Source organism: Ruegeria sp. BC6 (assembly GCF_056539185.1).
This window is the reverse complement of the sequence record NZ_JBQFUM010000002.1, coordinates 64,104-85,919: the sequence shown is the minus strand read 5'-3', so window position 1 is coordinate 85,919 and position 21,816 is coordinate 64,104. Positions and strand designations below refer to the sequence as shown.

The 21,816-nt window shown below is 63.5% G+C and carries 18 protein-coding genes; 4 read left to right on the top strand and 14 right to left on the bottom strand.

Annotated elements, in window-relative coordinates; genetic code table 11:
• Position 1: 1 nt before the first annotated feature.
• The 4 genes from ACR0MM_RS07850 to ACR0MM_RS07835 form a co-directional block, all read right to left on the bottom strand.
• Positions 2-1,330 (bottom strand): TRAP transporter large permease, encoded by a 1,329-nt coding sequence (locus ACR0MM_RS07850; protein WP_170340241.1) that lies wholly within the window; start codon positions 1,328-1,330, stop codon positions 2-4.
• Between the two features lie 11 nt (positions 1,331-1,341).
• Positions 1,342-1,854, bottom strand: a complete 513-nt coding sequence (locus tag ACR0MM_RS07845) for a TRAP transporter small permease (RefSeq protein ID WP_480695449.1) — start codon at positions 1,852-1,854, stop codon at positions 1,342-1,344.
• A 98-nt stretch (positions 1,855-1,952) separates the two neighbouring features.
• Positions 1,953-3,098 (bottom strand): TRAP transporter substrate-binding protein, encoded by a 1,146-nt coding sequence (locus ACR0MM_RS07840; protein WP_480695447.1) that lies wholly within the window; start codon positions 3,096-3,098, stop codon positions 1,953-1,955.
• A gap of 24 nt (positions 3,099-3,122) precedes the next feature.
• Entirely contained in the window at positions 3,123-3,305 is a 183-nt protein-coding gene (locus tag ACR0MM_RS07835; RefSeq protein ID WP_170451146.1) for a hypothetical protein, read from the bottom strand.
• Between the two features lie 135 nt (positions 3,306-3,440).
• Between ACR0MM_RS07835 and ACR0MM_RS07830 the strand changes: the two genes are divergently transcribed.
• A complete protein-coding gene (locus tag ACR0MM_RS07830) occupies positions 3,441-4,466 on the top strand; it encodes a LacI family DNA-binding transcriptional regulator (RefSeq protein ID WP_480695445.1) in 1,026 nt (341 codons plus the stop codon).
• A 14-nt stretch (positions 4,467-4,480) separates the two neighbouring features.
• On the opposite strand, the gene ACR0MM_RS07825 is transcribed toward ACR0MM_RS07830, so the two are convergent.
• Both ACR0MM_RS07825 and ACR0MM_RS07820 read right to left on the bottom strand, forming a co-directional pair.
• Complete coding sequence (locus ACR0MM_RS07825) at positions 4,481-5,452, bottom strand: LysR family transcriptional regulator (protein WP_480695443.1); 972 nt, start codon at positions 5,450-5,452, stop codon at positions 4,481-4,483.
• Positions 5,453-5,542: 90 nt separating this feature from the next.
• Positions 5,543-7,978 carry a GcvT family protein gene (locus ACR0MM_RS07820; RefSeq protein ID WP_480695441.1) on the bottom strand — a complete coding sequence of 812 codons (2,436 nt, stop codon included), beginning with the start codon at positions 7,976-7,978 and terminating at the stop codon, positions 5,543-5,545.
• A gap of 185 nt (positions 7,979-8,163) precedes the next feature.
• On the opposite strand from ACR0MM_RS07820, the gene ACR0MM_RS07815 reads away from it, so the two are divergent.
• Positions 8,164-9,681 (top strand): trimethylamine methyltransferase family protein, encoded by a 1,518-nt coding sequence (locus ACR0MM_RS07815; RefSeq protein ID WP_480695439.1) that lies wholly within the window; start codon positions 8,164-8,166, stop codon positions 9,679-9,681.
• 83 nt (positions 9,682-9,764) lie between these two features.
• Entirely contained in the window at positions 9,765-10,733 is a 969-nt protein-coding gene (locus ACR0MM_RS07810; RefSeq protein ID WP_480695438.1) for an agmatinase, read from the top strand.
• Here ACR0MM_RS07810 and ACR0MM_RS07805 read toward each other — a convergent pair.
• From ACR0MM_RS07805 to ACR0MM_RS07770, 8 genes are all read right to left on the bottom strand, one after another.
• Positions 10,730-11,710 (bottom strand): arginase family protein, encoded by a 981-nt coding sequence (locus tag ACR0MM_RS07805; RefSeq protein WP_170365095.1) that lies wholly within the window; start codon positions 11,708-11,710, stop codon positions 10,730-10,732. The genes ACR0MM_RS07810 and ACR0MM_RS07805 overlap by 4 nt on opposite strands.
• Positions 11,711-11,772: 62 nt before the next feature.
• Positions 11,773-13,362, bottom strand: coding sequence for an ABC transporter permease (locus ACR0MM_RS07800; RefSeq protein WP_480695435.1), 1,590 nt, complete (start codon positions 13,360-13,362; stop codon positions 11,773-11,775).
• Complete coding sequence (locus tag ACR0MM_RS07795; protein WP_170339611.1) at positions 13,355-14,392, bottom strand: quaternary amine ABC transporter ATP-binding protein; 1,038 nt, start codon at positions 14,390-14,392, stop codon at positions 13,355-13,357. Before ACR0MM_RS07795 ends, ACR0MM_RS07800 begins: the two co-directional genes overlap by 8 nt.
• 84 nt (positions 14,393-14,476) lie before the next feature.
• Positions 14,477-15,427, bottom strand: coding sequence for an ABC transporter substrate-binding protein (locus tag ACR0MM_RS07790; protein WP_170356986.1), 951 nt, complete (start codon positions 15,425-15,427; stop codon positions 14,477-14,479).
• 346 nt (positions 15,428-15,773) lie between these two features.
• Complete coding sequence (locus tag ACR0MM_RS07785) at positions 15,774-16,547, bottom strand: heme ABC transporter ATP-binding protein (protein WP_480695433.1); 774 nt, start codon at positions 16,545-16,547, stop codon at positions 15,774-15,776.
• 3 nt (positions 16,548-16,550) lie between these two features.
• A complete protein-coding gene (locus ACR0MM_RS07780) occupies positions 16,551-17,624 on the bottom strand; it encodes a FecCD family ABC transporter permease (protein ID WP_480695431.1) in 1,074 nt (357 codons plus the stop codon).
• Positions 17,621-18,469 (bottom strand): heme/hemin ABC transporter substrate-binding protein, encoded by an 849-nt coding sequence (locus ACR0MM_RS07775; RefSeq protein WP_480695429.1) that lies wholly within the window; start codon positions 18,467-18,469, stop codon positions 17,621-17,623. Before ACR0MM_RS07775 ends, ACR0MM_RS07780 begins: the two co-directional genes overlap by 4 nt.
• The gene (locus ACR0MM_RS07770; protein ID WP_480695427.1) at positions 18,469-19,521 is read right to left on the bottom strand and encodes a hemin-degrading factor; all 1,053 of its coding nucleotides are present in this window, start codon (positions 19,519-19,521) and stop codon (positions 18,469-18,471) included. The genes ACR0MM_RS07775 and ACR0MM_RS07770 overlap by 1 nt, the downstream gene beginning before the upstream one ends.
• 307 nt (positions 19,522-19,828) lie before the next feature.
• On the opposite strand from ACR0MM_RS07770, the gene ACR0MM_RS07765 reads away from it, so the two are divergent.
• Positions 19,829-21,793: a TonB-dependent receptor domain-containing protein gene (locus ACR0MM_RS07765; RefSeq protein WP_480695426.1), complete on the top strand. Its 1,965-nt coding sequence runs from the start codon at positions 19,829-19,831 to the stop codon at positions 21,791-21,793.
• Positions 21,794-21,816: the final 23 nt, after the last annotated feature.

Sequence of the window (21,816 nt, the reverse complement as noted above, 5' to 3'; positions counted from 1 at the left end):
CCTATTGGTAGATTTCAGGAAGCAAAGTGGTCGACAGCGCCGGAACGTAGGCGATCAGGATGACGACGATCAGCATGGTCAGCACGAAGGGCACGGCGCGGGCCGCGATCTTGAGGATGGATTCACCCGTGATCCCCGACACCACGAACAGGTTCAACCCCAGTGGCGGCGTGATGAAGCCAACGCCCAAGGCGGTGATCATCATGATGCAGAACTGGATCTCGTTCATGCCGATGTTGTCCGCCAGCGGTTTCAGGATCGGGGCCAGGATGACGATATTCGGTGTCGTCTCCATGACGCAACCAGCCGCGATCAGAATGCCGATCATCAGCAGGATCAGCAGGAACGGATCCTCGGTCAGCGAGGTCACCGAGGCCACGAAGCCCTGCGGCACGCCCATGATCGCCAGCGCCTCGGCCAGCGGGGCCGAGAAGGCGATGATCGGCAGGATAACCCCGTTCACCTTGGCCGAGCTGACCAGCATCGACGGGAAGTCCGCCAACGTCAGCGTGCGCAGGATGAACCCCATGATGATGGTGACTACGACGGCGGTCGCGCCGGCCTCGGTCGGGGTCAGGCGACCCGAAAAGATGCCATAGAAGATGATGCCCGGCACGATGAAGGCGTACCAGCCTGATTTCAGCGCCTTGCCCAGATTGGCCAGCCATTCGCCCATGGTCATCATCCCGCCGCCCTCATAGGCATAGAGGCGGTTCATGATGATATTGGTCACGAGGATCGAGATCAGGATCGCCAGCCCCGGGATCAGAGCAGCCAGAAACAGGGTCGAGGCCGAGATGCCCAGCACGAGCCCGATGATGATATAGGCGATCGAGGGCGGGATCAGGATCCCGGTACAGGCCCCCGCCGCCACCAGCGCACAGGCATAGGGGCGCGGATAGCCGCTTTCGACCAGTCGGTTGATCGTCATCCGACCCACCGCCGCCGCCCCCGCCGCGTCAGAGCCTGAGATGGCCGCGAACATGCCGCAGACCAGAACCGTGGCCGAGCCGAACCCGCCTTTTGCGAAACAAGTCAGCGCCTCGGCCACGTCCAGAAACTTGCGCGACAGCCCGGTTCGCACCAGCACGTCACCGGTCAGGATGAACAGCGGCACCGCGGTCAGGGCAAAGGCGTCGATGCCGGTGAACAGGCTTTCGCCCACAAGGCTCAGCGGCAGGTCGCCCGACATGATCAGCATCACGATCGCGGCCGAGCCGATCGCGGCCCAGACCGGAACCGCCAGCGCGATCAGGCCGACGAACAGGATCACGGGCAGGTAGAAATCCCAGCCCAGTTCGACCGTTTGATTGAGAGAACTCCAAAGCATCCGGTTTCTCCTCAGTCAAACAGCTTGTCGCCTTCGAAAACGGGCGTGCCGTCACGAAGACTTTTGATATCGTTCATCAACGATTGGATCAGGCGCCAGATCATCAGAGCAAAGCCCGTAGGCACCGCCATCAGGAACCACACCTTCGACACCCGCAGCCCGTCAGTGACCGACCCGAACTTGGCCGAGACATGCACCGCCTCGTAGGACCAGTAGAGCGCGATCACCGCCACCGCGAACATCACCAGATCACCGAAGATATACAGCACCGCCTTGGGCCGGGGGCCGAGGTAATGCATGATGACGTCGATCCGGATATGGGCGCGTTCCTTGACGGCCGCGGCCGCGCCGATCCAGGCCAGATAGATGAAGGAATAGCGGACGATCTCCTCGCCCCAGATCGAGGAATAGGCGAAGATCTCGCGCCGCAGCACCTCGATTGCCATCGTGATGACGAGCATCACGTAGAACACCAGAAGCAGCCAGCGTTCGGCGTTGCGGTCTATGGTTATGAGTAAGGACATCGCTTCCCTCGGCAAGGCTGGGGGGATGGGCCTGAAAGCTCAGGCCCTGCAGGTCTGGCGAAAAGGCGGGCACACGTCCGGCGCCCGCCCGGTCCGCATCAGGCGTCGTGGACGTAGTATTTGCCTTGGGTTCCGGCCGCTTCGACCAGCTTTTCGAAGGCGTCCATCGACCCGGCCAACTCGGTCTTGAAGGGGTCCCACTCCGAGCGCTGATAACCGCCGGCCTCCTGCCACTCGGCCAGTTGATCTTCGGTCAGCGAGTGGAACTCGACTCCGGCCTTGTTCAACTCGGCCATGGCGTAGGCGCGGGCCGAGGGGACCTTGGCAAGGTTCTGGTGGCTGGTCATCTCCGAGCCCCACATGATGCCCTCTTGCACATCGGCCGGCATCGAGTTGAACCATTCCAGGTTGCAGGAATAGACTTGGCTGTCCGGCACCGCCTGGGTGAAGGTGACGTGAGACAGAATATCCTTGAAGCCAAACACATAGAGCGCGCCGACCGACGGGTCGAGCGCATCCGCCACGCCCTGCTTGATGGCCGAGGGGGTCTCGCCCCAGGCAACAGGCGTCGGGTTGGCGCCGGCCATGCGGTAGTATTGCTGCAGCATCTTGGACCCGGGCACGCGGAACTTCACACCGCTCATGTCCGATGGGGTAATGATGGCATTTCCGCCCTGGCGCACGGCCACAACGCGCGGGTCGATCACGACATAGAACAGCGCCTTGAAGCCTGCGGCCTCGACCTTGGGGTGCACTTCGTTCTTCCAGGTGTCGGAATGCACCAGGTTGGTGAACCGCTGGTTCGAGCCGCACAGATACGGCATGTTGATCAGGTCCACGGTCGAAGCGAAGGGTGCGAAGTTCGACAGCGAATGCTGGGCCGCCTGGATGGTTCCACCCTGCACCTTCTGCACCAATGCGCCGCCCGCGCCCAGCTGCCCGCCCGGGGCCAGCTTGACATAGACCTTGCCGTTGGTTGCGTTCTGGATGTTCTCCTTCAGGTCCAGCTGCATGATCGGATAGCTGCGCGAGGCGCCCAGCACATAGGCCGTAGCGACCGTCATCACATGCTCGGCGGCTTGTTCGCGTTCCTTTTCCTCCTTCGCGGTCTGCGCCGCGGCCTCGGATGACCACAGCACGCCGCTTGCGCCCGCCACCAGTGCGGCCGTGAACGCGCCGCTGGCACTGAGTTTGAGGAAATTGCGGCGTTCAGCTGACGCCAATTCCATTTGATCTTTGTTCATTGATTGCCCTCCCATTGGAAAAATTCAGCCGCCGTTCTCCTCGCGTGCGGCCTCTTTTTTCAGAATTGCGACAACGAACAGGATCGACGCCGCGAACAGAACCAGCATCTCGCCCACATCCCCAAGAAACGCGCGGCCTGCAAACGCACCCAGCGCCACGTTCGCGAAATAGACGACGAAGACGACGGCGGATGCGGCAAGAAACATGTTCGGGACTCCGGCTAGAATCGGCACTGATGCCATTTGTAAGCGCTTACATGGAAAATGCAAGCGCTTACATTTCAACTTTCCTTGCCAATCCGATCCGGTTAGAATTGGACAGAGCAAAGATTAGGTTTGGAAATGTCGAAGCTGAAGCCCGCCCCGACACTGGATGACGTTGCCAGAAAGGCGGGCGTTTCCACGGCTACGGTTTCGCGTTGCCTCAACACGCCGGATCGGGTTGTCGAAGCGACCCGCAAACGCGTGCAGTCGGCGATCGAGGCGCTGGGCTATACACCGAATTTCGCGGCTCGGGTCATGGCGGCCAAACGCACGTTTACCATCGGCGCGATCATCCCGACGATGGAGAACGCCATCTTTGCGCGCGGCTTGCAGGCCTTTCAGGAAGAGCTGCACCAACATGGATATACGCTGCTGGTATCCAGTTCGGCCTACAAACCGGCCACCGAAGAAGAGCAGATCCGTACTTTGGTTGCCCGCGGCGCCGATGGCCTGCTGCTGATCGGACACGACCGGGCGCCACGCATCTACGAATTTCTTGAGCACCGAGAAATTCCGGCGCTGGTCGCGTGGTCATTTTCCCCGGACGGACGTCTGCCCTCCATCGGTTTCGACAACCGTGCGGCCATGTACGAGCTGGCAAAAAGGGTCCTCGACCTCGGGCACCGGCGGCTTGCAGTGATATCGGGTATCACCCACGGCAACGACCGCGCACGCCTTCGGTTGGACGGGGTGCGCGACGCTGTTCGGCAGCAAGGGCTTGACCCGCAGGTGCTTCAGGTCATCGAGACCCCGTACGAGATCGAAAACGGCGCAGAAGCCTTCGCGCGTATCATGTCGCAGGACACGCCGCCGACGGCCGTCATGTGCGGTAACGATGTCCTGGCCGCTGGCGCCTTGCTCAGGGCTCAGGACATGGGGCTGAAAGTGCCGCAGGATGTCTCGATCACAGGGTTCGATGACATCGAATTGGCCCGGATCCTGCGCCCGGCTTTGACCACTGTGCATGTGCCGCATCGAGAAATGGGTGGAAAAGCCGCCAAGGCATTGATCGAAATGGTTGAAAAAAGGAACCCGGCGGCCGGTGAACACCTGTTCACGCATATCGTTGAACGACAGTCCCTGGGTCCTGCCGACTCGGCGTGATCCGTGTGCCTAGGTCAGGCGGCCTGATCTTCCATCGTCCGGAAATCACCCTTCAGCCACAAATGCCGCTTGCACATCGGCTCGGTGAAATACTGCCGGATCAAGCTGCTGAGGGCCTTGTGGATCAGTTTTGAAGTGGTGTCCGGATAGACCTCGGTCGTGAACAGAGAAACGATCCTGACAAAGTTCCGACCCGGAAAAGGCGTGGCCCGCACCGAGTCATGATAGCGATGCGCCCGATGGAAACACCCGGCCGTGGTGATCGCCCATCCGCTGCCTTCGGCCACCAACCCCATGATCGACTGATTGCATTCCAGCTCGAACCGGTTGGGCAGGTTGTACTTGTTGCGCGTCAGCTGGATCTCGATCTGCTTGCCGATCGTGTAGTCTCGCGAATACCGCAGCAGTGGCAGGTCGGAATGGGGTGAGAACAGGTCCTGCACCTCGCCCTTGAACTTTTCGGGCAAGATCACGATGAACGGATCGCGCATCAAAGGATATTCGATCAGGCCCTGTGTGCCGCCCGGCGGTCGGGTCGCCACGCCCGCGTCCAGCTTGTGCTCCTGCAATTTCTCGATGATCTCGTGGCTGGGCCGCGTGAAATGCCGGAAATTGCAGCGCGGCAGCGCATGGGCCAGGAACCGGATCAGTTCAGGCGCGATCTGGTTGTCGAAATCATCCACCAGGGCCAGCCGCAGATCGGTGGCGTGGCGCCAGTTGCCAGACCGGATCTCGGCCTCGCCCCGCTTCAACACGGTCAGGCCATCGCGTACATAGCGCGAAAATACCTCGCCAGCCGGTGTCAGGCTCATCGGACGACGGCCGTGATCCACCAGTGCGATGCCAAGGGCGTCTTCCAGGCTGCGAAGATGGTTGGAAACGGTGCTGATCGACAAACCCGTTTCCGAGGCCACCTGCTGAATCGAACCGGACTTGGCGATCAGGCGGAACACTTCCAACCAGCGCAGGCTCAGTGTTTTGGACACGGGGCAAAACCCTCCCGCAATTTCGATTTCATCGAAACTAGCGAAACAGAGTTTTTGCTTTCGGGCAATGGTGAATGTTGGTCACACCCATTAGCTGCGCATGCGGGTGAACTCGGGATCGTAGGGGCAGGCAGGGATCACCCGCGCCGGAACCCTGTCACCACACAGGTCCAGCATCATCTCGCTGCCCTCGGCTGACAGGTGCGGCTCGACAAAGGCATGCGCCAGGTTCAGCCCGGTGCGATGCCCCCACTCGCCTGAGGTCACCGTTCCCACCACCCGATCCCCGACCATCAGCGACGCACCGGGTTGCGCGGGCGCGTGCGTGGCCTGCACTTGCAGGGCAACCAGCTTGCGCGACGGCCCATTGGCTTGCCGTTCGATCAGCGCCGCGCGCCCGATGAACTCCGGCTTGTCCAGCCTAACAAAGCGGCCCAACCCAGTTTCGAACGGGTCATATTCGGTGATCAGGTCGGCCTTCCAATGCAGGAAGGTCTTCTCCATCCGCATCGACTCGATCGCCCGCGCGCCGAACAATTGTAGGCCAAAGGCCTGTCCGGCCTGTCGCAGCGCAAGATAGGCCGTATAAAGCGAGGCGTTGGGCACATGGATCTCATAGGCCAGTTCGCCCGAGAAACTGACGCCCATCACGGTGGCGGGCGCAATCCCGACAAAGCACTCGCGTACGCTGAGCCACGGGAAGGCGTCCCGCGACCAATCCCCGCGCGAACAGGCCGACAGCACGTCACGCGCCCGTGGTCCGGCCAGAACCAGGATGGTCTGCTCGTTGGTCAGGCTACGCAACTGCACGTCCTCGTCGGGGGCGATGTGCCGGGACAGCCAATCCATGTCATGCAGTTCGGCCGCTGCGGCCGAGCCGTACCAAACCCGATCCGGCCCCCGGTCACTGGCGGGCAGATTGGCAATGGTCGCCTCGGCCTTGACCATGCCCTTGTGATTCAGAAGATAGGCCAACCCCACCCGACCCGGGCGACGGGGCAGCGCGCCGCAGACCATCCTGTCGAGGAACGCATGCCGGTCGGTACCGGTGATCTCGATCCGGTTGAACCCGTTCACCTCGGCCAGCCCGGCATTCTGCTGCACATTGGCAACCTCGGCGGCGATCACGTCGAATGTTTCGTCAAAATCGAAACTGAGTGTCGGCGTGAAATCGGGCGCGGGCTTGATGTACTCGACCCGCTCCCAGCCATTCACCACGGTAAATTCCGCGCCCTCGGCGGCCAAAACCGGGGTCAGCGGCGTTGTCTTGGCGGGCCGCCCGGCGGGGCGGTGTTCGTGCGGAAAGTGAAAGCGGAACTCATTCTGGTAATCCTCGATCGCCTTCAGCGCGGTCAGCTCGACATTGGCATGCCCGGCGAACCGGCGCGGGTCGAGGCACCAGGTGTCATAGCAGGCCTCGCCATGCACGATCTGCTGGGCCAGAAGCCAGCCGTGGCCGCCCCCCTCACCCAGCCCGGCCCGCAGGCCGATGATGCAGAATGCGTTGCGCTTGCCGGGGATCGGCCCGACCAGGGGTGCACCATCGATCGTGTAGGTGATAGGGCCGTTGACGACCGTGTGGATCCCGGCCTCCATCAGGGCGGGCATGCGGGCAAACGCGCCTTCCAGCACATCGGTCACCCGGTCCAGATCGTCCGGGCACAGCGCGTTGACGAAGTTCGGATCGATCCCGTCCATGCCCCAGGTCTTGCAGTCCTGTTCGTAGAAACCCAACAGCAACCCGTTCTTTTCCTGCCGGCAGTAGTAATCGCTGATCGGGCAGCGCAGCAGCGGCATGCGGTGGCCCGCATCACGGATCGCGGGGATTTCCTCGGTCAGGAAATACTGGTGCTCCATCGAGGCCACGGGATGGTGCACGCCCATCATCGCGCCCACCTCGTTCACGCGGTAGCCACAGGCATTCACCACGATGTCGCAGTCGATGTCGCCGTGCTCGGTATGAACGGTCCAGGTGTCGTCCCTGTGTTGGGTCAGGGCCGTGACCGGCGTGTTGCGATAGACCTCGGCCCCGGCCTTGCGCGCCCGCCGCGCCAGCGCTTGGCACAGCTGCGCCGGGTCGATATCCCCGTCCAGCGGATCCCACAGCCCGCCCAACAGATTGTCGATGGAAATCAGCGGGTGGCGACGGGCGCATTCCTGTGCGTCGATCGCCTCAAAATACACGCCCATACCCCGCGCCATCGAAGCGAAATGGCGATAGCCCTGCATCTGCGCTTCGGTATTGGCCAACCGGATGCCACCGTCGCCATGATGGTAGTTGATCGGATAGTCCGGATCCTCGGCCAGTTCCTTGTACAGGCGGATCGAATGCGACTTGAGCCCCACCATCGTCTGGTTCATTCCGAAATTCGTCACCTGCGCGGCCGAATGCCATGTGGTGCCGGATGTCAGCTCGTTGCGCTCTACCAGAACTACGTCGCTCCAGCCTTCCTGCGTCAGGTGATACAGGGTTGAACAGCCGGCGATTCCGCCGCCGATCACCACGACCTTGGTGCGCGATTTCATGGGTGTGCTCCTTCTGACATTCCCCGAACCCTGCCGAACGGCGCAGCGGGCGAGCAATGGCGCAGTCACCGGTCCCGAAAAATCGAAACGGGGATTGAGATTTTTCAAAACGGCAGTTCCGCTTTGGCCGCACCCCGCGTTGCCGCGTATCTTGCAGGGCAGGATCGGATCAGGAGCCTTCGGAGATGCCAGAACAGGGCAAACGCGGCGGGCGGCGGGCCAGGCTGGCGCAACGGGCGGCCAAACCGGCCTTTGACCCCTGCCCGCCCGGCCAGATCGGCGGCCAGTACAAACCCCTGACCTTGCCCGAGATCGCGGCGATCCACGACACCGCCCTGCGCCTGCTGGAAACGCTGGGCATGGGCGAAGTGCCCGACCGTCTGGCACAAGACCTGATCGCCGCTGGCGCGCGGCCCGGCCCGCCGGGGCGGCTGGTCTTTCCTCGCACGATGGTCGAAGGCGCGGTCCGGCGGGCCGCCAAGCGGTTTACCCTGCACGGGCGCGACCCGGCCCGGTCGATCGATGTGGGCGGCGACCGCGTGCATTTCGGCACTGGCGGCGCAGCGGTCCAGACGCTGGATCTGGACAGCGGGCTCTATCGCCCGTCGACGCTGGCCGATCTGCATGATTTCACCCGCCTTCAGGACACGCTGGCCAATGTCAGCTGGTTCACCCGATGCTGCGTCGCCACCGACGTGCCGGACAATTTCGATCTGGACGTGAATACCGCCTATGCACTGATCCGGAATACCACCAAACCGGTGGCGACCTCTTTCACGCTGGCCGAACATGTCGCGCCCATCGTGCGGATGCTGGATATCGCCGCCGGAGGCCAGGGCGCCTTTGCGGAACGCCCGTTCCTGAAGGCGCATATCAGCCCGGTGATCTCGCCCCTGCGATACGGCGAAGATGCGGTGGACGTGGTCTATGAATGCATCGCGCACAACATTCCGATGTCCTGCATCACCGCCGCCCAGGCCGGGGCGACCGCGCCCGCCACCATGGCCGGGTTTCTGGCCCAGTCGCTGGCCGAAACCCTGGCCAGCCTGGTCATGGTCAACGCGATCCGGCCGGGCTTTCCCATGGTGTTTTCCAACTGGCCCTTCATCATCGATCTGCGCACCGGCGCGTTTTCGGGCGGCAGTGGCGAAACCGCCGTGCTGAACGCGGCCTCGGCCCAGATCACCAACTGGTTGGGGCTGCCCTCAGGCGTGGCCTGTTCGATGACCGATGCCAAAGCCATCGACGCGCAATACGGCGCCGAGAAAGGCATCACCTCGCTGGCCGCCGCCCTGGCTGGGGGAAACCTGATTTACGAAAGCTCGGGCATGACGGCTTCGCTGCTGGGGGTCAGTTTCGAGGGGTTCGTGCTGGATGACGAGATGCATTCGCACACCTATCGCGCCCTGCGCGGGATCGAGGTGACCGAAGAAAACCTGGGTTTTGACGCGATCTGCCAGTCGGTTCTGGGCGAAGGCCATTTCCTGGGCAGCGCCCACACCCATGCAGCGATGGAGCGCGACTATTTCTACCCCGCCCTTGCCGACCGGGCCGAGCCGCGCAACTGGCAGGACAGCGGCGCGCGCGATGCCTGGTCGACCGCCCGCGACCGCGCGCGTGAAATCCTGCGCACGCATCACCCGCAATACCTCAGCCCCGAACAGGAGGCCGAGATCCGCGTCAATTTCCGGATTCTGTCCTGATCCAACGTTACTGTGTCGCGGACCGGGTGTTTTTGACGCGGGCTTGGCGCTAGGCTCGGGCAAACGACGACACAGGGGGCCCCATGGCAAATGCGTTCTTTCAACCCGTCTCGGCGATGGAGCTGGCCCGCTTTGCCGGTGTCCCCACCTTCATGCGTCTGCCGGCCCTGACCTCGGACGACGACCGGATGGATCTGGTCGAGCTTGGGCTGGTCGGCATCCCCTGGGACGGGGGCACCACCAACCGGCCCGGCGCGCGGCACGGGCCGCGGCAGTTGCGCGACCAATCCACCATGATCCGCGCCATGAACCCGGTGACTGGGGTTGCCCCGTTCGAGCTGGTCAACTGTGCCGACCTGGGTGACGTGCCGCCCAACCCGGTGGATATCGAGGATACGCTGGACCGCGTCACCCGCTTCTACACTGACCTGATGCTGCGCGGCATCGTGCCCCTGACGGCGGGCGGCGATCACCTGACCACCCTGCCCGTCCTGCGGGCGCTGGCCAGCGACGCCCCTCTGGGGCTGATCCAGTTCGACAGCCATACCGACCTGTTCGACAGCTATTTCGGCGGGCACAAATATACCCATGGCACCCCGTTCCGCCGCGCGGTCGAGGAAGGATTGGTCGATCCCGAACGGTTCGTGCAGGTGGGCATTCGCGGCACCGCCTACAACACCGAGGATATCGAATGGGGCGAGGCGCAGGGCATCCGCATCATCCGCATAGAAGAGCTGTTCGACCGTGGCATCGACGATGTCATGACCGAGGTCCGCTCCATCGTCGGTGACGCGCCCTGCTATTGCACCTATGACATCGATTTCGTGGACCCCACCCATGCCCCCGGCACCGGCACGCCCGAGATCGGCGGCCCCAACAGCTTTCAGGCCCAGCAGGTCATTCGCAAGCTGGAAGGTCTGAACCTTGTGGGCGCGGATCTGGTCGAGGTCTCGCCGCCCTTCGACCCAGCGGGCGGCACCGCGTGGCTGGGCATTTCGCTGATGTTCGAACTGCTGTGCGTGCTGGCCCAGGCGATCGACGCGCGGCGCTAGGCCCGCGCGACGTTCTCGGCGATCATCGAGATCATCTCGAACATGACCGCCGCCGCCGTCAGCGCGGTGATGTTGTTGGGGCTGTCCTTGGTCGGCATCATGCAGACCACATCGCCGCCGACGATGTTGAGCCCCCGCGCGGCATGCAGGATGCCCACGGCCTCGTCGATGTCAAAACCCTTTTCGCCGGGTTCCAGGTTCGACACGCCCGGCGCGATGGTTGGATCAAGGCAGTCGAGATCGAAGGTGATGTAGACCGGCCGGTCGCCCAGAACCTCGCGCGTTTGGGCCACTACATCGGCCAAGCCACGCTGGCGGAACTCGCGCATGGTGACGATGTTGTAGCCATAGTCATATGAAGGCTGCAGCCAGTCGAGGCTGCGCGGATGCCCCCGCAACCCGATCTGCATCGACCGGGTCGGGTCCACCTGCCCCTGATCGGCCAGGTAAGCCCCCCAATGCGCGGCGGACTTCTTGGCCCCCAGGAAATGATCGACCTTGGTGAACACATCCGTATGCGCATCCAGATGCAGAAAGCTGACCGGTTGCCCGCCCGCCAGTTCGCCTCGGCCCAGCGCCTGCACGATCCCGCCCGTGATCGAGTGATCGCCGCCCACCGAAACGGGCCGCGCACCGGCGGCGTCGATGTCACGGTAGAAGGCGGTTATACGCTCGATGCAATCCTCGTTGTCGTTGGCGCGCGGGAACGGCACGTCGCCAACATCGGCAATGCGCGCGCTCGACCACGGATCGATCTGGAACAGCGAATGCACCCGGCGCTGCACGGCGGAGACATGACGCAGCGCACGCGGGCCCAGATGCTGGTCGCGCTCGGTGGTGCCGTTGCCGGCGGAATGCGGCACGCCCACAAGGGCGATATCCTGGTCCTGCGGCCCCACATGGGGGCACCGGAACAGGGTGGGCACGCCCCACCAGTACAGGTTGTCCATCATGGATTGTTCGTAGCGGTCCGCCATCGTGTCTCCCCGCCCTGAATTGAAACCGCCCCCACTGGTATTCCAGGGGGGCGGCTGTCGCGTCAGATCTTTTCGTCTTCGCGTCGGAAGGCGCCCTGAACGATGCGGTCCATGACCATGGCCAGGAACAGGATCGCAAAGCCACCCAGTAGGCCCGGACCCTTGGCCGCGTATTGCAGCGCCTCAAGGATTTCCTTGCCCAGACCCCCGCCGCCAATCAGCGAGATGATCACGACCATCGACAGGCACATCAGGATGGTCTGGTTCACGCCAGTCATGATCGACGGCAGCGCCAGCGGGATTTCCACGTCCTTGAGCAACTGCCATTTCGAGGCGCCAAAGGCCACGGCGGCCTCTTTTATGCTTTCCGGCACCCCCCGCATGCCCAGCGCTGTCAGGCGGATCACCGGCGGCATACCAAAGATGATCGTAGCGAGGATGCCCGGCGGGTTTCCGGTGCCAAAGAAAGCGATGATCGGGATCAGGTAAACGAAGGCCGGCAGGGTCTGCATCAGGTCCAGCACCGGCTCGGCCGCGCGATAGGCGCGTTTGGACTTGCCGAACCAGATGCCCAGCGGAATGCCGAAGGTGACGCACAGCAGCACGGCCGCGCCCACCAGTGCCACCGTCTCCATTGCCACGTCCCAGTATCCCAGCAACGCGATATAGGCCAGCGACGCGGCGGTGAAGATCGCCACGCGCGGACCCGCCGCGCGCCACGCGGTCACGCAGATCACCAGCATGACCACCGGCCAAGGCGACCCGATCAGGGCCACGGTCAGCCCGTCCAGAACCGAGCGTACACCGGCAACGATCCCGTCGAAAATGTCTCCGCCCGCGGCGGCTGCGGCGTCGATCCGGGCCTCCATCCAGCTGGCCACGACCGAGAACAGTGTTCCCTGATCAGGCCCGAGTATCATCTCGGATACTTGTTTTTCGGGGAAGGCATCCAGCAGTGGAAGCGAGGCATTCACCGTGAATTTGTAAACGATCAGCGGTCCGATCGCAGCGATCAGAACCGCACCCAGAACCGTGTTCCGCGTGGAGCGGCCGCTTTCGGTGTTGTCGGGGTTGATCCGCCAGTTCGAGTACTGTTTTTCGTACACCCGGTCAGCGTAGACCCCCTGAACCAGCTTGAAAACCAACAGCATCAGAAGCCCGGTGACCATGATCCCCAGGGCTTCGGACTGTGCCAGCTGCGCTTTCTCAAGGCTGCTGTCCGCCGCTTTCTGGATATTTGCGGCCAGTTTGTTGAACCGGTCGATATCTGCCTTTTCGGTTGCATCCGCCGCGCGAGCCAGCAGCTCGTTTGCGCGTTCCTGCTGACGGGCCGCGCGTTCGGCCAGATCGGCCCCTGGGTTGCCCCAGGCACCGCGCCCGATCTGCACCCAGGCGATGATCTCAAGGATCAGAAAGGTCCAGAACATCCCCCAGATCGCCCGCGAGGCGGACCAGAACGGCCCCAGCACCGCCGCCCACAGGTTGAACGTGTTCGGGATCGGACTGGTCGCATCGTGGATCTTGTGAAAGGCGTTGACGTAGTAGTCACCATTGGGGCCTGCGAATTCGTGGATCGACCGATCCAGCGCCTCGCGGTCCACCTCGATGTCGGAGGCGGCCGTGACTTTCAATTCCGTGGTTGCATCAGTCATTTTTGCCCCCCTGAATTCCGCGCAACAGGCGTGGTTTGGTCACGACGCCGACATCCTGACCGCCATCGGTGATCACCACCGGAAGCTCGGTGTTCACGGCCAGGTCGATCAGCTGGTCGAGGTCTGCGCCCTCATCGGCACGCGGCGCGCCATCCAGCGGGCCGGAATAACTGTCCAGCGGCTCCATGATCGAATGCGCCTTGACCAGTTTGAGTTTGGATATGCCCTGCACGAACTCGCGCACGTAGTCGTCGGCCGGGTTCATCACGATGTCCTCGGGCGTGCCGATCTGGACGATCACACCGTCCTTCATGATGGCGATGCGGTGGCCGATGCGAATGGCCTCGTCCAGGTCATGTGTGATGAACAGCGTGGTTTTTTTCAGCTGCGCAACCAGCGCCTTGAACTGATCCTGCAATTGCAGCCGGATCAGCGGGTCCAGTGCCGAGAATGGTTCATCCATCAACAGGATTTCCGGGTCCGAGGCCAGCGCGCGCGCGATGCCCACGCGCTGCTGCATCCCGCCGGACAGTTCCTTGGGCAGCCGGTCCTCGTAGCCGGTCAGGTCCACCAGGCCCAGCGCATGATCGGACACCGCCCAGCGCTTGGATTTCGAGACTTTGCGGATCTCGAGCGGATAGGCCACGTTGTCGCGCACCGAACGGTGCGGCATCAGCGCCATGTGCTGGAACACCATCCCGATCTGCTGGGCGCGAATGCGACGCAGTTCGGACTCGGAGATCTTGGACACGTCCTGCCCCATGATCTCGATCTTTCCGGCCGTGGGCTCGATCAGGCGATTGACATGGCGCACAAGGGTCGACTTGCCTGAACCCGACAGGCCCATGATGCAAAAAATCTCGCCACGCGGCACTTCGAACGTGGCGCCTTGAACGCCGACCACGCAATTGAATCTTTCAAGAACTTCAGGTTTTCCAATACCTTCATTCCGGACCGCAGCCATGGCTTCTTCGGCCCGTGCGCCGAAAATTTTCCAAACATTTTCTAGTTTTACGACAGGTTCGTCCATTTGCCCCTCATCTACGGGGTTGCATCCCGGCAAACAGGCAAAGGGCCGCCGCGATCAGTCGCGACGGCCCCATGCGTTTGTGATTTAGTTCGTCAGCCAGCCGATAACGGTGTCTTCGTTTTCCGCCACCCACTGGCGGGCGAAATCGGCTGCTTCCATGTTGTCCACGGCCAGCGCCTTGCCCATCGCGCTCAGATCATCACCCTGCATCTGGTAGTTGCGGAACAGTGCCGCGACCTCGGGGTGGTTTTCCTCAAGCTCTTTGGCGTAGTGCAGGTGCAGAGTTGCCCCGTTCCACGCGGTCGAGGCCTCGGACTTGTCCAGCCAGTCCGGGTCATCGGTGGGCTGAACGATCGTCCAAGTGGCCGGATCATGCGGCGGCTCTTCCAGCACGGTCAGATCCTGGGTCACGAAGATGTAGTGCGGGCTGTAGCAGAACCCGATCCACGGATCGCCGGCCTTGGTCGCGTTTGCCAGGTTGGCATAGGCGATGGTTTCTTCGTACTCGGTCAGCTCGAAGATCTGGTCATAGCCATAGGACTTGGCGCGGATCTTCTCGACCACGGTCGAAGCCCAGCCGGGTGCGCCGATCCAAACCTCGGGGGTACCGTTTCCGTCAGTGTCAAAAATGGCCATCTTGTCCGGATCGCTCAGGTCGTCGATGGATTTGATGTCATATTCCTCGGCAATGTAGGTCGGAACGCACATACCCTGCTCGGCCTGAACCGGGTTCTCGTTCATCACGACTGTGCCGTTCTGCTTGACATAGGTGTCGTGCAGGTTCTGCTGGTTCGGCATCCAGACTTCCGGATGGACGTGCATCGCGCCGGAATCCATCGCTTCAAAGACGATGGGGTTGGTGCCGTTCTGCAATTCGACATCAAGGCCAAGGTTTTCTTCGATAACGACTTCAAGAATGTGCGCGGTGGCGTTCACCGACGCCCAGTTCGGCACGCCGATCACGATATCGGCAGCAAAAACCGGGGCAGCGACCGCCATCGATGCGCCCCCCAGTAACGTAGCAAGTTTGTTCATGTTGAATCTCTCCATGTTGGTCGTCTTCGGCGCTGATTCTCGTTGATCGAAAGCGACCAGGCGGACGGGCCTGATCGTCGAGATCGGGTCAGCGTCTCGGGTGTATTGAGCGCGTTTCGCATGTGAACACGCCCCGCACTGAAAAAGTGAAGCACCTGCCGTTTGACCCATCAAGCGCAACTTCGAACCGGGGTCACGGTTTCGAAATTCTCGCAAAATGGTTTCGCTAAATTCCGAACCACGGTCCCAAGCGTCGTAGTGAAGCTCGTGGGACCGTGCGTTGGATTGGTACGCCCGCAGCATGAAATCTGGCTGCAATGCAGTTTGGCTCAGTGGGGATTGGGCCTCAAACCAGAGCCTGCGGCAAGACAAACGGAACGTCGGTTGCCGGCAGCGTGCTGACCGGCAGATCGATGCCATAGACCTGCCGCATCACCGCGTCGGTCATGACATCCGAAACCGCCCCGGTGCGCCAGACCTCTCCGTTCGACAGCACGCAGACCTTGTCGGCGAACAGCGCGGTCAGGTTCAGGTCATGCATCACGACCACGACGCCGCCGCCCTGATCGGCGAATTCGCGCGCGATGCGCAGAACCGTGAACTGATGCGCGATGTCCAGGCTGGCGACGGGTTCGTCCAGCAACAGCCAGCTCGGCCGGTCGCGCCGCACCGCGCTCCAGACCTGGGTCAGAACGCGCGCAAGCTGTACGCGTTGCTGCTCGCCGCCGGACAGGTTCTGGTACGAGCGCGGCTCGAACCCCGCAAGATCCACATGCGCCAGGGCGCGCGACGGCAGGGTGTCGTCGCCGTCGGCCAGGCCACCGGGCAGGCCCAGCCGCACGACCTCCAGCGCGGTGAAGGGAAAGGCGACCGCCGAGGATTGCGGAAGAACGCCCCGCATCGCCGCCAGCTCCCAGGGCTGCAGGGCCGCGATGTCGAGACCGTTCAGGGTGATCCGGCCGGTGTACGGGATGTCGCCCGACAGCGCCCTTAGCAAGGTGGATTTGCCCGAGCCGTTGGGCCCGATGATCGCGGTGACCTGTCCGGGTTCGGCCAGGAAATCCACATCGCGCAGGATCTGCTTGCGCCCGATGCGGACGCCGAGATTTTCAGCTTTCATCCTTCACATTCCCATCGATCCGTGGCGGCGCAGCAGGATCCAGAAGAACACCGGTGCGCCCAGAATGGCCGTGACGATGCCGATCGGCAGCTCGGCCGGGGCCACGATCACCCGGCTGATCATGTCGGCGGCCAGCAACAGGGCGGCGCCCAGCAAGGCCGCATTCACCAGCAACCGGTGGTGATCGGGGCCGGTGCCCAGCCGCAGCAGATGCGGCACGACGATGCCGATGAACCCGATCCCGCCCGAAACGGCCACGGCCGCGCCGGTGGCGGCGGCCACCGTCAGGATCGCGATGTTCTTGCTGCGTTGCACCGGAATGCCGATGTGATGCGCCACCGCTTCGCCCATGGCCAGGCCGTTCAGGGCGCGGGCCAGACGCTGCGCGCACAGGATCGACGCCAGGATCAAGGGCGCGGCGGTGGCGACCTTGGTCCAGGTCGCGCCGGCCAGCGACCCCATGCCCCAGAAGGTCAGATCGCGCAGCTGCTGATCGTCGGCGATATACACCATGACCCCCGACACCGCGCCCGACAGGGCCGCCAAGGCGATGCCGGCCAGCAGCATCGTGGCCACCGAGGTCTGCCCCCGACGCGTCGAAACGCGATAGAGGATCAGAACCGACGCCCAGCCGCCCAGAAAGGCGGCAACCGCGACCAGGCCACTGCCGACCCAGGCCAGAACGGCGGCGGGCAGAAGGTTGCCGAAGACGATGGCGGTGATCGCGCCCAGCCCCGCCCCGGCGCTGACGCCGACGATGCCCGGATCCGCCAACGGGTTGCGGAACAGCCCCTGCATCACCACGCCCGACACCGCCAGCGCCGCCCCGACCAGGATGCCCATCGCCAGCCGCGGCAGGCGGATGTCCCACAGCACGATCCGGTTCAGATCCGACAGGCCCCGGCCATGCAGCAGATCCGACACGGCCATCTTCAACGAGGCCTCGGACGCGCCGACCGAGATGCTGGCCATGCTGGTCACGCCCAGAAGGCCGACCAGGGCCAGGGTCACCCATGCCGCCCGCGACCTGCGGGCCGCGGCGGACGGGCGCGCGCCGTTGTCCAGTGCCAGCGTCATGAGCCCCGGACGCCCCGCAATGCGGCCGACAGATCCATGACCGCGTCGGCGGTGCGCGGGCCGAAGCCCAGCAGATAGGCGCCGGGCATCCGGATCAGCGCCCGGTTCCGCCCTGCCGGAGTCAGCCGGACCGCGGGCAGCGCGAACAGCTCTTCCTCCGAGAGGATCGGCCCGCCCTGGCGCTCAATCATCAGGATCACGTCCGGCGCGGTGGCGGCCATGGCTTCGGGCGTCATCGTCTTGAAACCCGTCACATCGGCGGCCGCGTTTTTGCCACCGGCCATGCGGATGATGGTGTCGGCCTGGGTCTCGGCCCCGCCGACGACAAACGCGCCGTCCCGTGCCGAAAGTAGGAACAGCACGGTCACCGGCGCGTCCTGCGCGGCAGACGCCTCGGCCAGCGCCCGGTCCAGCCGGCGCGCGGTTTCGGCCGCCAGAGCTTTGGCCTCGGCCTCGAACCCCAGCGCGGCCCCCACGGCGCGGATCTTGTCGATGACGCCATCGCGCGAGAATTCGTCGGCAATGGTGACGTAATCCACGCCGGCCTCTTGCAGCACAGCGATGGTCTCGGGCGGGCCCGACCCTTCGAGCGCAAGGATCATGTCGGGGGCAACCGACAGCACGCCCTCGGGCGACAGGGCCCGGCGATACCCGACATCGGGCAGATCCGCCGCCTCGGGCGGCCAGGTCGAACTGCGGTCACGGCCGACCAGCCGGTGCTGCTGGCCCAGGGCATAGACGATCTCGGTCAGCGAGCTGCCGATGGCGATCACGCGTTTGCTCTCGGCCTGCGCGGCCGCGGCCGAAACCAGCAATGCCGCGCAGAGTGTCACAAGGCCCCGCATCATGCCGCTCCGGTATCGGCCGGGCCGGGCAGCGCGGCCACCAGCGCATCCCAGGCGGGGCGATGATCGGCCTCGCCGGTGCGGCGCCCGAAGATCTGCAGGATCAGGGCGCCGTCCGCGTCGAAGGCTTCGACCGAGATCGCCGGGCCGCGCTGGGTCGGTTTGTCGACGGCCCAGACCTCGGCGATGTGATCGCTGCGCAGATGCAGGTTGAAGCCCGGATCCAGCACGTTGAACCACGGCCCCATCTGCTGAAGATTTTGCACCGGGCCGCCGTGGATCTCGATGCAGCCGCGGTTGCCGACGAAGATCATCACCTCGATGTGCCGGTCCCGCACCTGTTCGAACAGGTCGGTGACCGCCGCGGGATCAACCGCGCGGGCCAGCGGTTCGCCCGCGATGCGATAGGCGCCCAGCCGGTTCATCTTGAGCTTCGAGGTCAGGCGCAGGAACTGGTGCGTGTCCGTCATCTTGGCCCATTCGCGGCGCAGCGCGTCGGCCTTGTCGGCATTGGCCTTGGGCGCTTCGGCCGGTTTGCGCGGCGCGAACGTCATCGTCTGGCCTTGATCCTCGGCGGCCAGTGTCCGAACCAAACTGTCCCAGTGGCCCAGGTCCGAGCCATCGCGCAGGAAGATCTTGTGAACCGCATCCCCGGCCGCATCGAACACCTGGATCGAGCGGCGCAGACCGGCCTCGGTTTCCCGCTCGACGGCAAGGACATGGCGCCATTGCGCGGGGAACATACGCAGGTCGATCTCTTCGGTCAGCACCATCGCGGCATGCTGGCCGCTGTGGTAATTGTCGTATCGCCCGATCTTTTCGATCACGCAGGACGGGTTGCGCGTCAGCGCCATGACCTCGCCCAAGCCGGCCAACTGGCCGAACAGCCCGTCAAGGCCGGGGTTCAGCCGCGTCACGCCCTGCCCTGCAAAGGCCGCGACCAGCTGGCCCTCGCTCAACCCCAGCGATTCCGCGAAATCGCGGTCTCGCTGGCCTGTCTTCTGCGCATAGGCAGCACGAATATCCTGAGGAGCCATAAGCACCTGTTCCATAGCGGGTTTCCCGTCTTCTTCGTGGTTCCAAGGGGGTGCTGGCCCGGGTGCTGATCGCAAACAGCGCCCTGCTGGCAGTGCCAAAATTACAGGCACGAAATTATGTTGACTGTTTTAGTCACCTTTATTAACGAGCACAAGTCGCCGCGAACAGGCGATTCCAAAAAACAGAAAAAAAACTGACCAGCGCCAGCGAACTGCAAGCATCTCCGGTCCTCACACTTGTTTCGAAGGGACAGAAATGCGTGCGCGTACTCATATTGCAGGCCTGCTTGGGACGGCCTCTTGCCTTGGTTTGACGGCGTCCATGGTTTGGGCGCAGGAACAGGATGACGGGTTCCTCGGGACCCTGGAACTGGGCGAAAGCAAACGCGAGATCCAGACCGCCACCGCGGTTCCGGTCACGAATATCGACCAGGAAGAGATCGATGACCGTCAGGCCAACACGGTGGCCGAACTGATCGATTCGGTTCCCGGCGTCACCCTGGTGAACGGCTCGACCCCGCAAGGATCGGGCATCAATATCCGCGGATACGGGGCCAACGGCACCTTCGGCACCGACCAGAAGGTTCTGATCCTTGTCGACGGCGCGACCACCGGCGCGGAAGAGCTGTACCGGATCGGCAACCAGATGTTCACCGATCCGCAGCTGTACAAAAGCGTCTCGGTCATCCGCGGCACGGTGGGGTCCTTCGAATACGGCTCGGGCGTCGTCGGCGGCGTGGTTCAGCTGGAAACCAAGGACGCGTCCGACTTTACCGGTGGCGAACCGGGGTTCCGCTTCCGCCAGACGCTCGAGGGGTATTCCAACGGCAGCGGCTTTGCCTCGTCGTCGATCCTTGCGTGGCAACCCAACCGGCAGACCGAATTCCTGTTCAACTACACCTATCGCGACCAAAGCGATCAGAAGGACGGGAACGGCGACACGATCGGCAACAGCGCCTTTACCCTGCCGTCGCTGCTGGCCAAGGGGAAATACAGCTTTGGCGACAACCTTGAACATTCGATCACCGCGTCCTGGAACCAGTCCACCTCGGAAGAGCGCGACGTGCCCTATGATTCCTTCGGTACGACGGCGGACGCCTTCGGCAACGTGGACCGCGACATCGAAACCCGGATCGCCGTTCTGCGTTACCAGTACCGGCCGGCGGGCAACGATCTGGTCGATCTGGACGTCAATCTCAGCTATTCCGAACAATCCATCGACAGCAGCTATGTGCCCGGTTCGTCCAGTCTGGAGGGAACGCCCTTCTTCCCCGGCATCCGGGCGCTGGCCGATGCTACGCACAATTACGAAACCACCAAGCTGACGATCAAGAACAACGCGTATTTCCAGACCGGGGCCGCGTCGCATGATCTGCGGTTCGGGGTGGAATTCATCGACCGCGAGCGGCTGGATGCCCCATCGGCGCCGGGTGGCACCGACCGCCGTATCGCGCTGTTTGCCGTTGACGACATCCAGTTCGGCGACCAGCTGACCGTCACGCCCGCGCTGCGGTACGAAACGCAGGACATCAAGGGCAACGGCGACGCGGCGGCGCCCTTCAACGCCAGCTATGACAACGACGCGCTGATGGGCGGCCTGTCGGCCCGTTATGAATTTGCCAGCGGCTTCGCGGTGTTCGCGGGCGGGGCCTATACCGAAAGCCTGCCGATCATCGACGATCTGGGCACACCGCTCTACATGACCCAGCCGGAGAAATCCCGCACCTGGGAGGCCGGCTTTTCCTATGACCGCGGCGACATCTTCGCCGCCGGCGACGCCCTGCGCGCCAAGGTCAATCTCTACAGCACCGATCTGAGGGACATCACCTCGTACGTGTCGGGCACGCCGTCCCTGCCCCTGTCCAAGGTCGAAACCGAGGGCGTCGAGATCGAGGCGTCCTATGCCCATGCCACGGGCTTCTACGTCGATTTCAACGCCAACATCGTCAGCGCCACCGAATTCAGCGCGGCGGGCATCGGATCGCCGTGGCGCAACGAACCCACGGACTCGGCGCGGATCACCCTGGGCAAGCGGTTCGGCGAAACCCTGGATGTCAGCTGGGAGATCTTCGGCGCCAGGTCGGGGCTCGATTCCTCGGGCGGTCCGGTGGGCGGCTACGGGGTGAACACCCTGCGCGCGACCTATCTGCCGCAAGAGGGCGCGCTGGCAGGCTTCGAACTGCGCGCCGGGATCGAGAACATCTTTGACAAGGCCTATCAGCCGAACCTGTCGACCCGCAATTCGCCAGGCCGGAATTTCAAGCTGACCGTGGCCAAGACCTTCTAAACCCCACACGGAAAGGACCCGTC

Bases quoted from the DNA above. Each gene is read 5' to 3' on its own strand.
- ACR0MM_RS07765 (WP_480695426.1), top strand. From the start codon at position 19,829: ATGGTTTGGGCGCAGGAACAGGATGACGGGTTCCTCGGGACCCTGGAA.
- ACR0MM_RS07850 (WP_170340241.1), bottom strand. From the start codon at position 1,330: ATGCTTTGGAGTTCTCTCAATCAAACGGTCGAACTGGGCTGGGATTTC.
- ACR0MM_RS07800 (WP_480695435.1), bottom strand. From the start codon at position 13,362: ATGACTGATGCAACCACGGAATTGAAAGTCACGGCCGCCTCCGACATC.
- ACR0MM_RS07785 (WP_480695433.1), bottom strand. From the start codon at position 16,547: ATGAAAGCTGAAAATCTCGGCGTCCGCATCGGGCGCAAGCAGATCCTG.
- ACR0MM_RS07790 (WP_170356986.1), bottom strand. From the start codon at position 15,427: ATGAACAAACTTGCTACGTTACTGGGGGGCGCATCGATGGCGGTCGCT.
- ACR0MM_RS07770 (WP_480695427.1), bottom strand. From the start codon at position 19,521: ATGGAACAGGTGCTTATGGCTCCTCAGGATATTCGTGCTGCCTATGCG.
- ACR0MM_RS07835 (WP_170451146.1), bottom strand. From the start codon at position 3,305: ATGTTTCTTGCCGCATCCGCCGTCGTCTTCGTCGTCTATTTCGCGAAC.
- ACR0MM_RS07815 (WP_480695439.1), top strand. From the start codon at position 8,164: ATGCCAGAACAGGGCAAACGCGGCGGGCGGCGGGCCAGGCTGGCGCAA.
- ACR0MM_RS07795 (WP_170339611.1), bottom strand. From the start codon at position 14,392: ATGGACGAACCTGTCGTAAAACTAGAAAATGTTTGGAAAATTTTCGGC.
- ACR0MM_RS07780 (WP_480695431.1), bottom strand. From the start codon at position 17,624: ATGACGCTGGCACTGGACAACGGCGCGCGCCCGTCCGCCGCGGCCCGC.
- ACR0MM_RS07805 (WP_170365095.1), bottom strand. From the start codon at position 11,710: ATGGCGGACCGCTACGAACAATCCATGATGGACAACCTGTACTGGTGG.
- ACR0MM_RS07840 (WP_480695447.1), bottom strand. From the start codon at position 3,098: ATGAACAAAGATCAAATGGAATTGGCGTCAGCTGAACGCCGCAATTTC.
- ACR0MM_RS07810 (WP_480695438.1), top strand. From the start codon at position 9,765: ATGGCAAATGCGTTCTTTCAACCCGTCTCGGCGATGGAGCTGGCCCGC.
- ACR0MM_RS07775 (WP_480695429.1), bottom strand. From the start codon at position 18,469: ATGCGGGGCCTTGTGACACTCTGCGCGGCATTGCTGGTTTCGGCCGCG.
- ACR0MM_RS07845 (WP_480695449.1), bottom strand. From the start codon at position 1,854: ATGTCCTTACTCATAACCATAGACCGCAACGCCGAACGCTGGCTGCTT.
- ACR0MM_RS07830 (WP_480695445.1), top strand. From the start codon at position 3,441: ATGTCGAAGCTGAAGCCCGCCCCGACACTGGATGACGTTGCCAGAAAG.
- ACR0MM_RS07820 (WP_480695441.1), bottom strand. From the start codon at position 7,978: ATGAAATCGCGCACCAAGGTCGTGGTGATCGGCGGCGGAATCGCCGGC.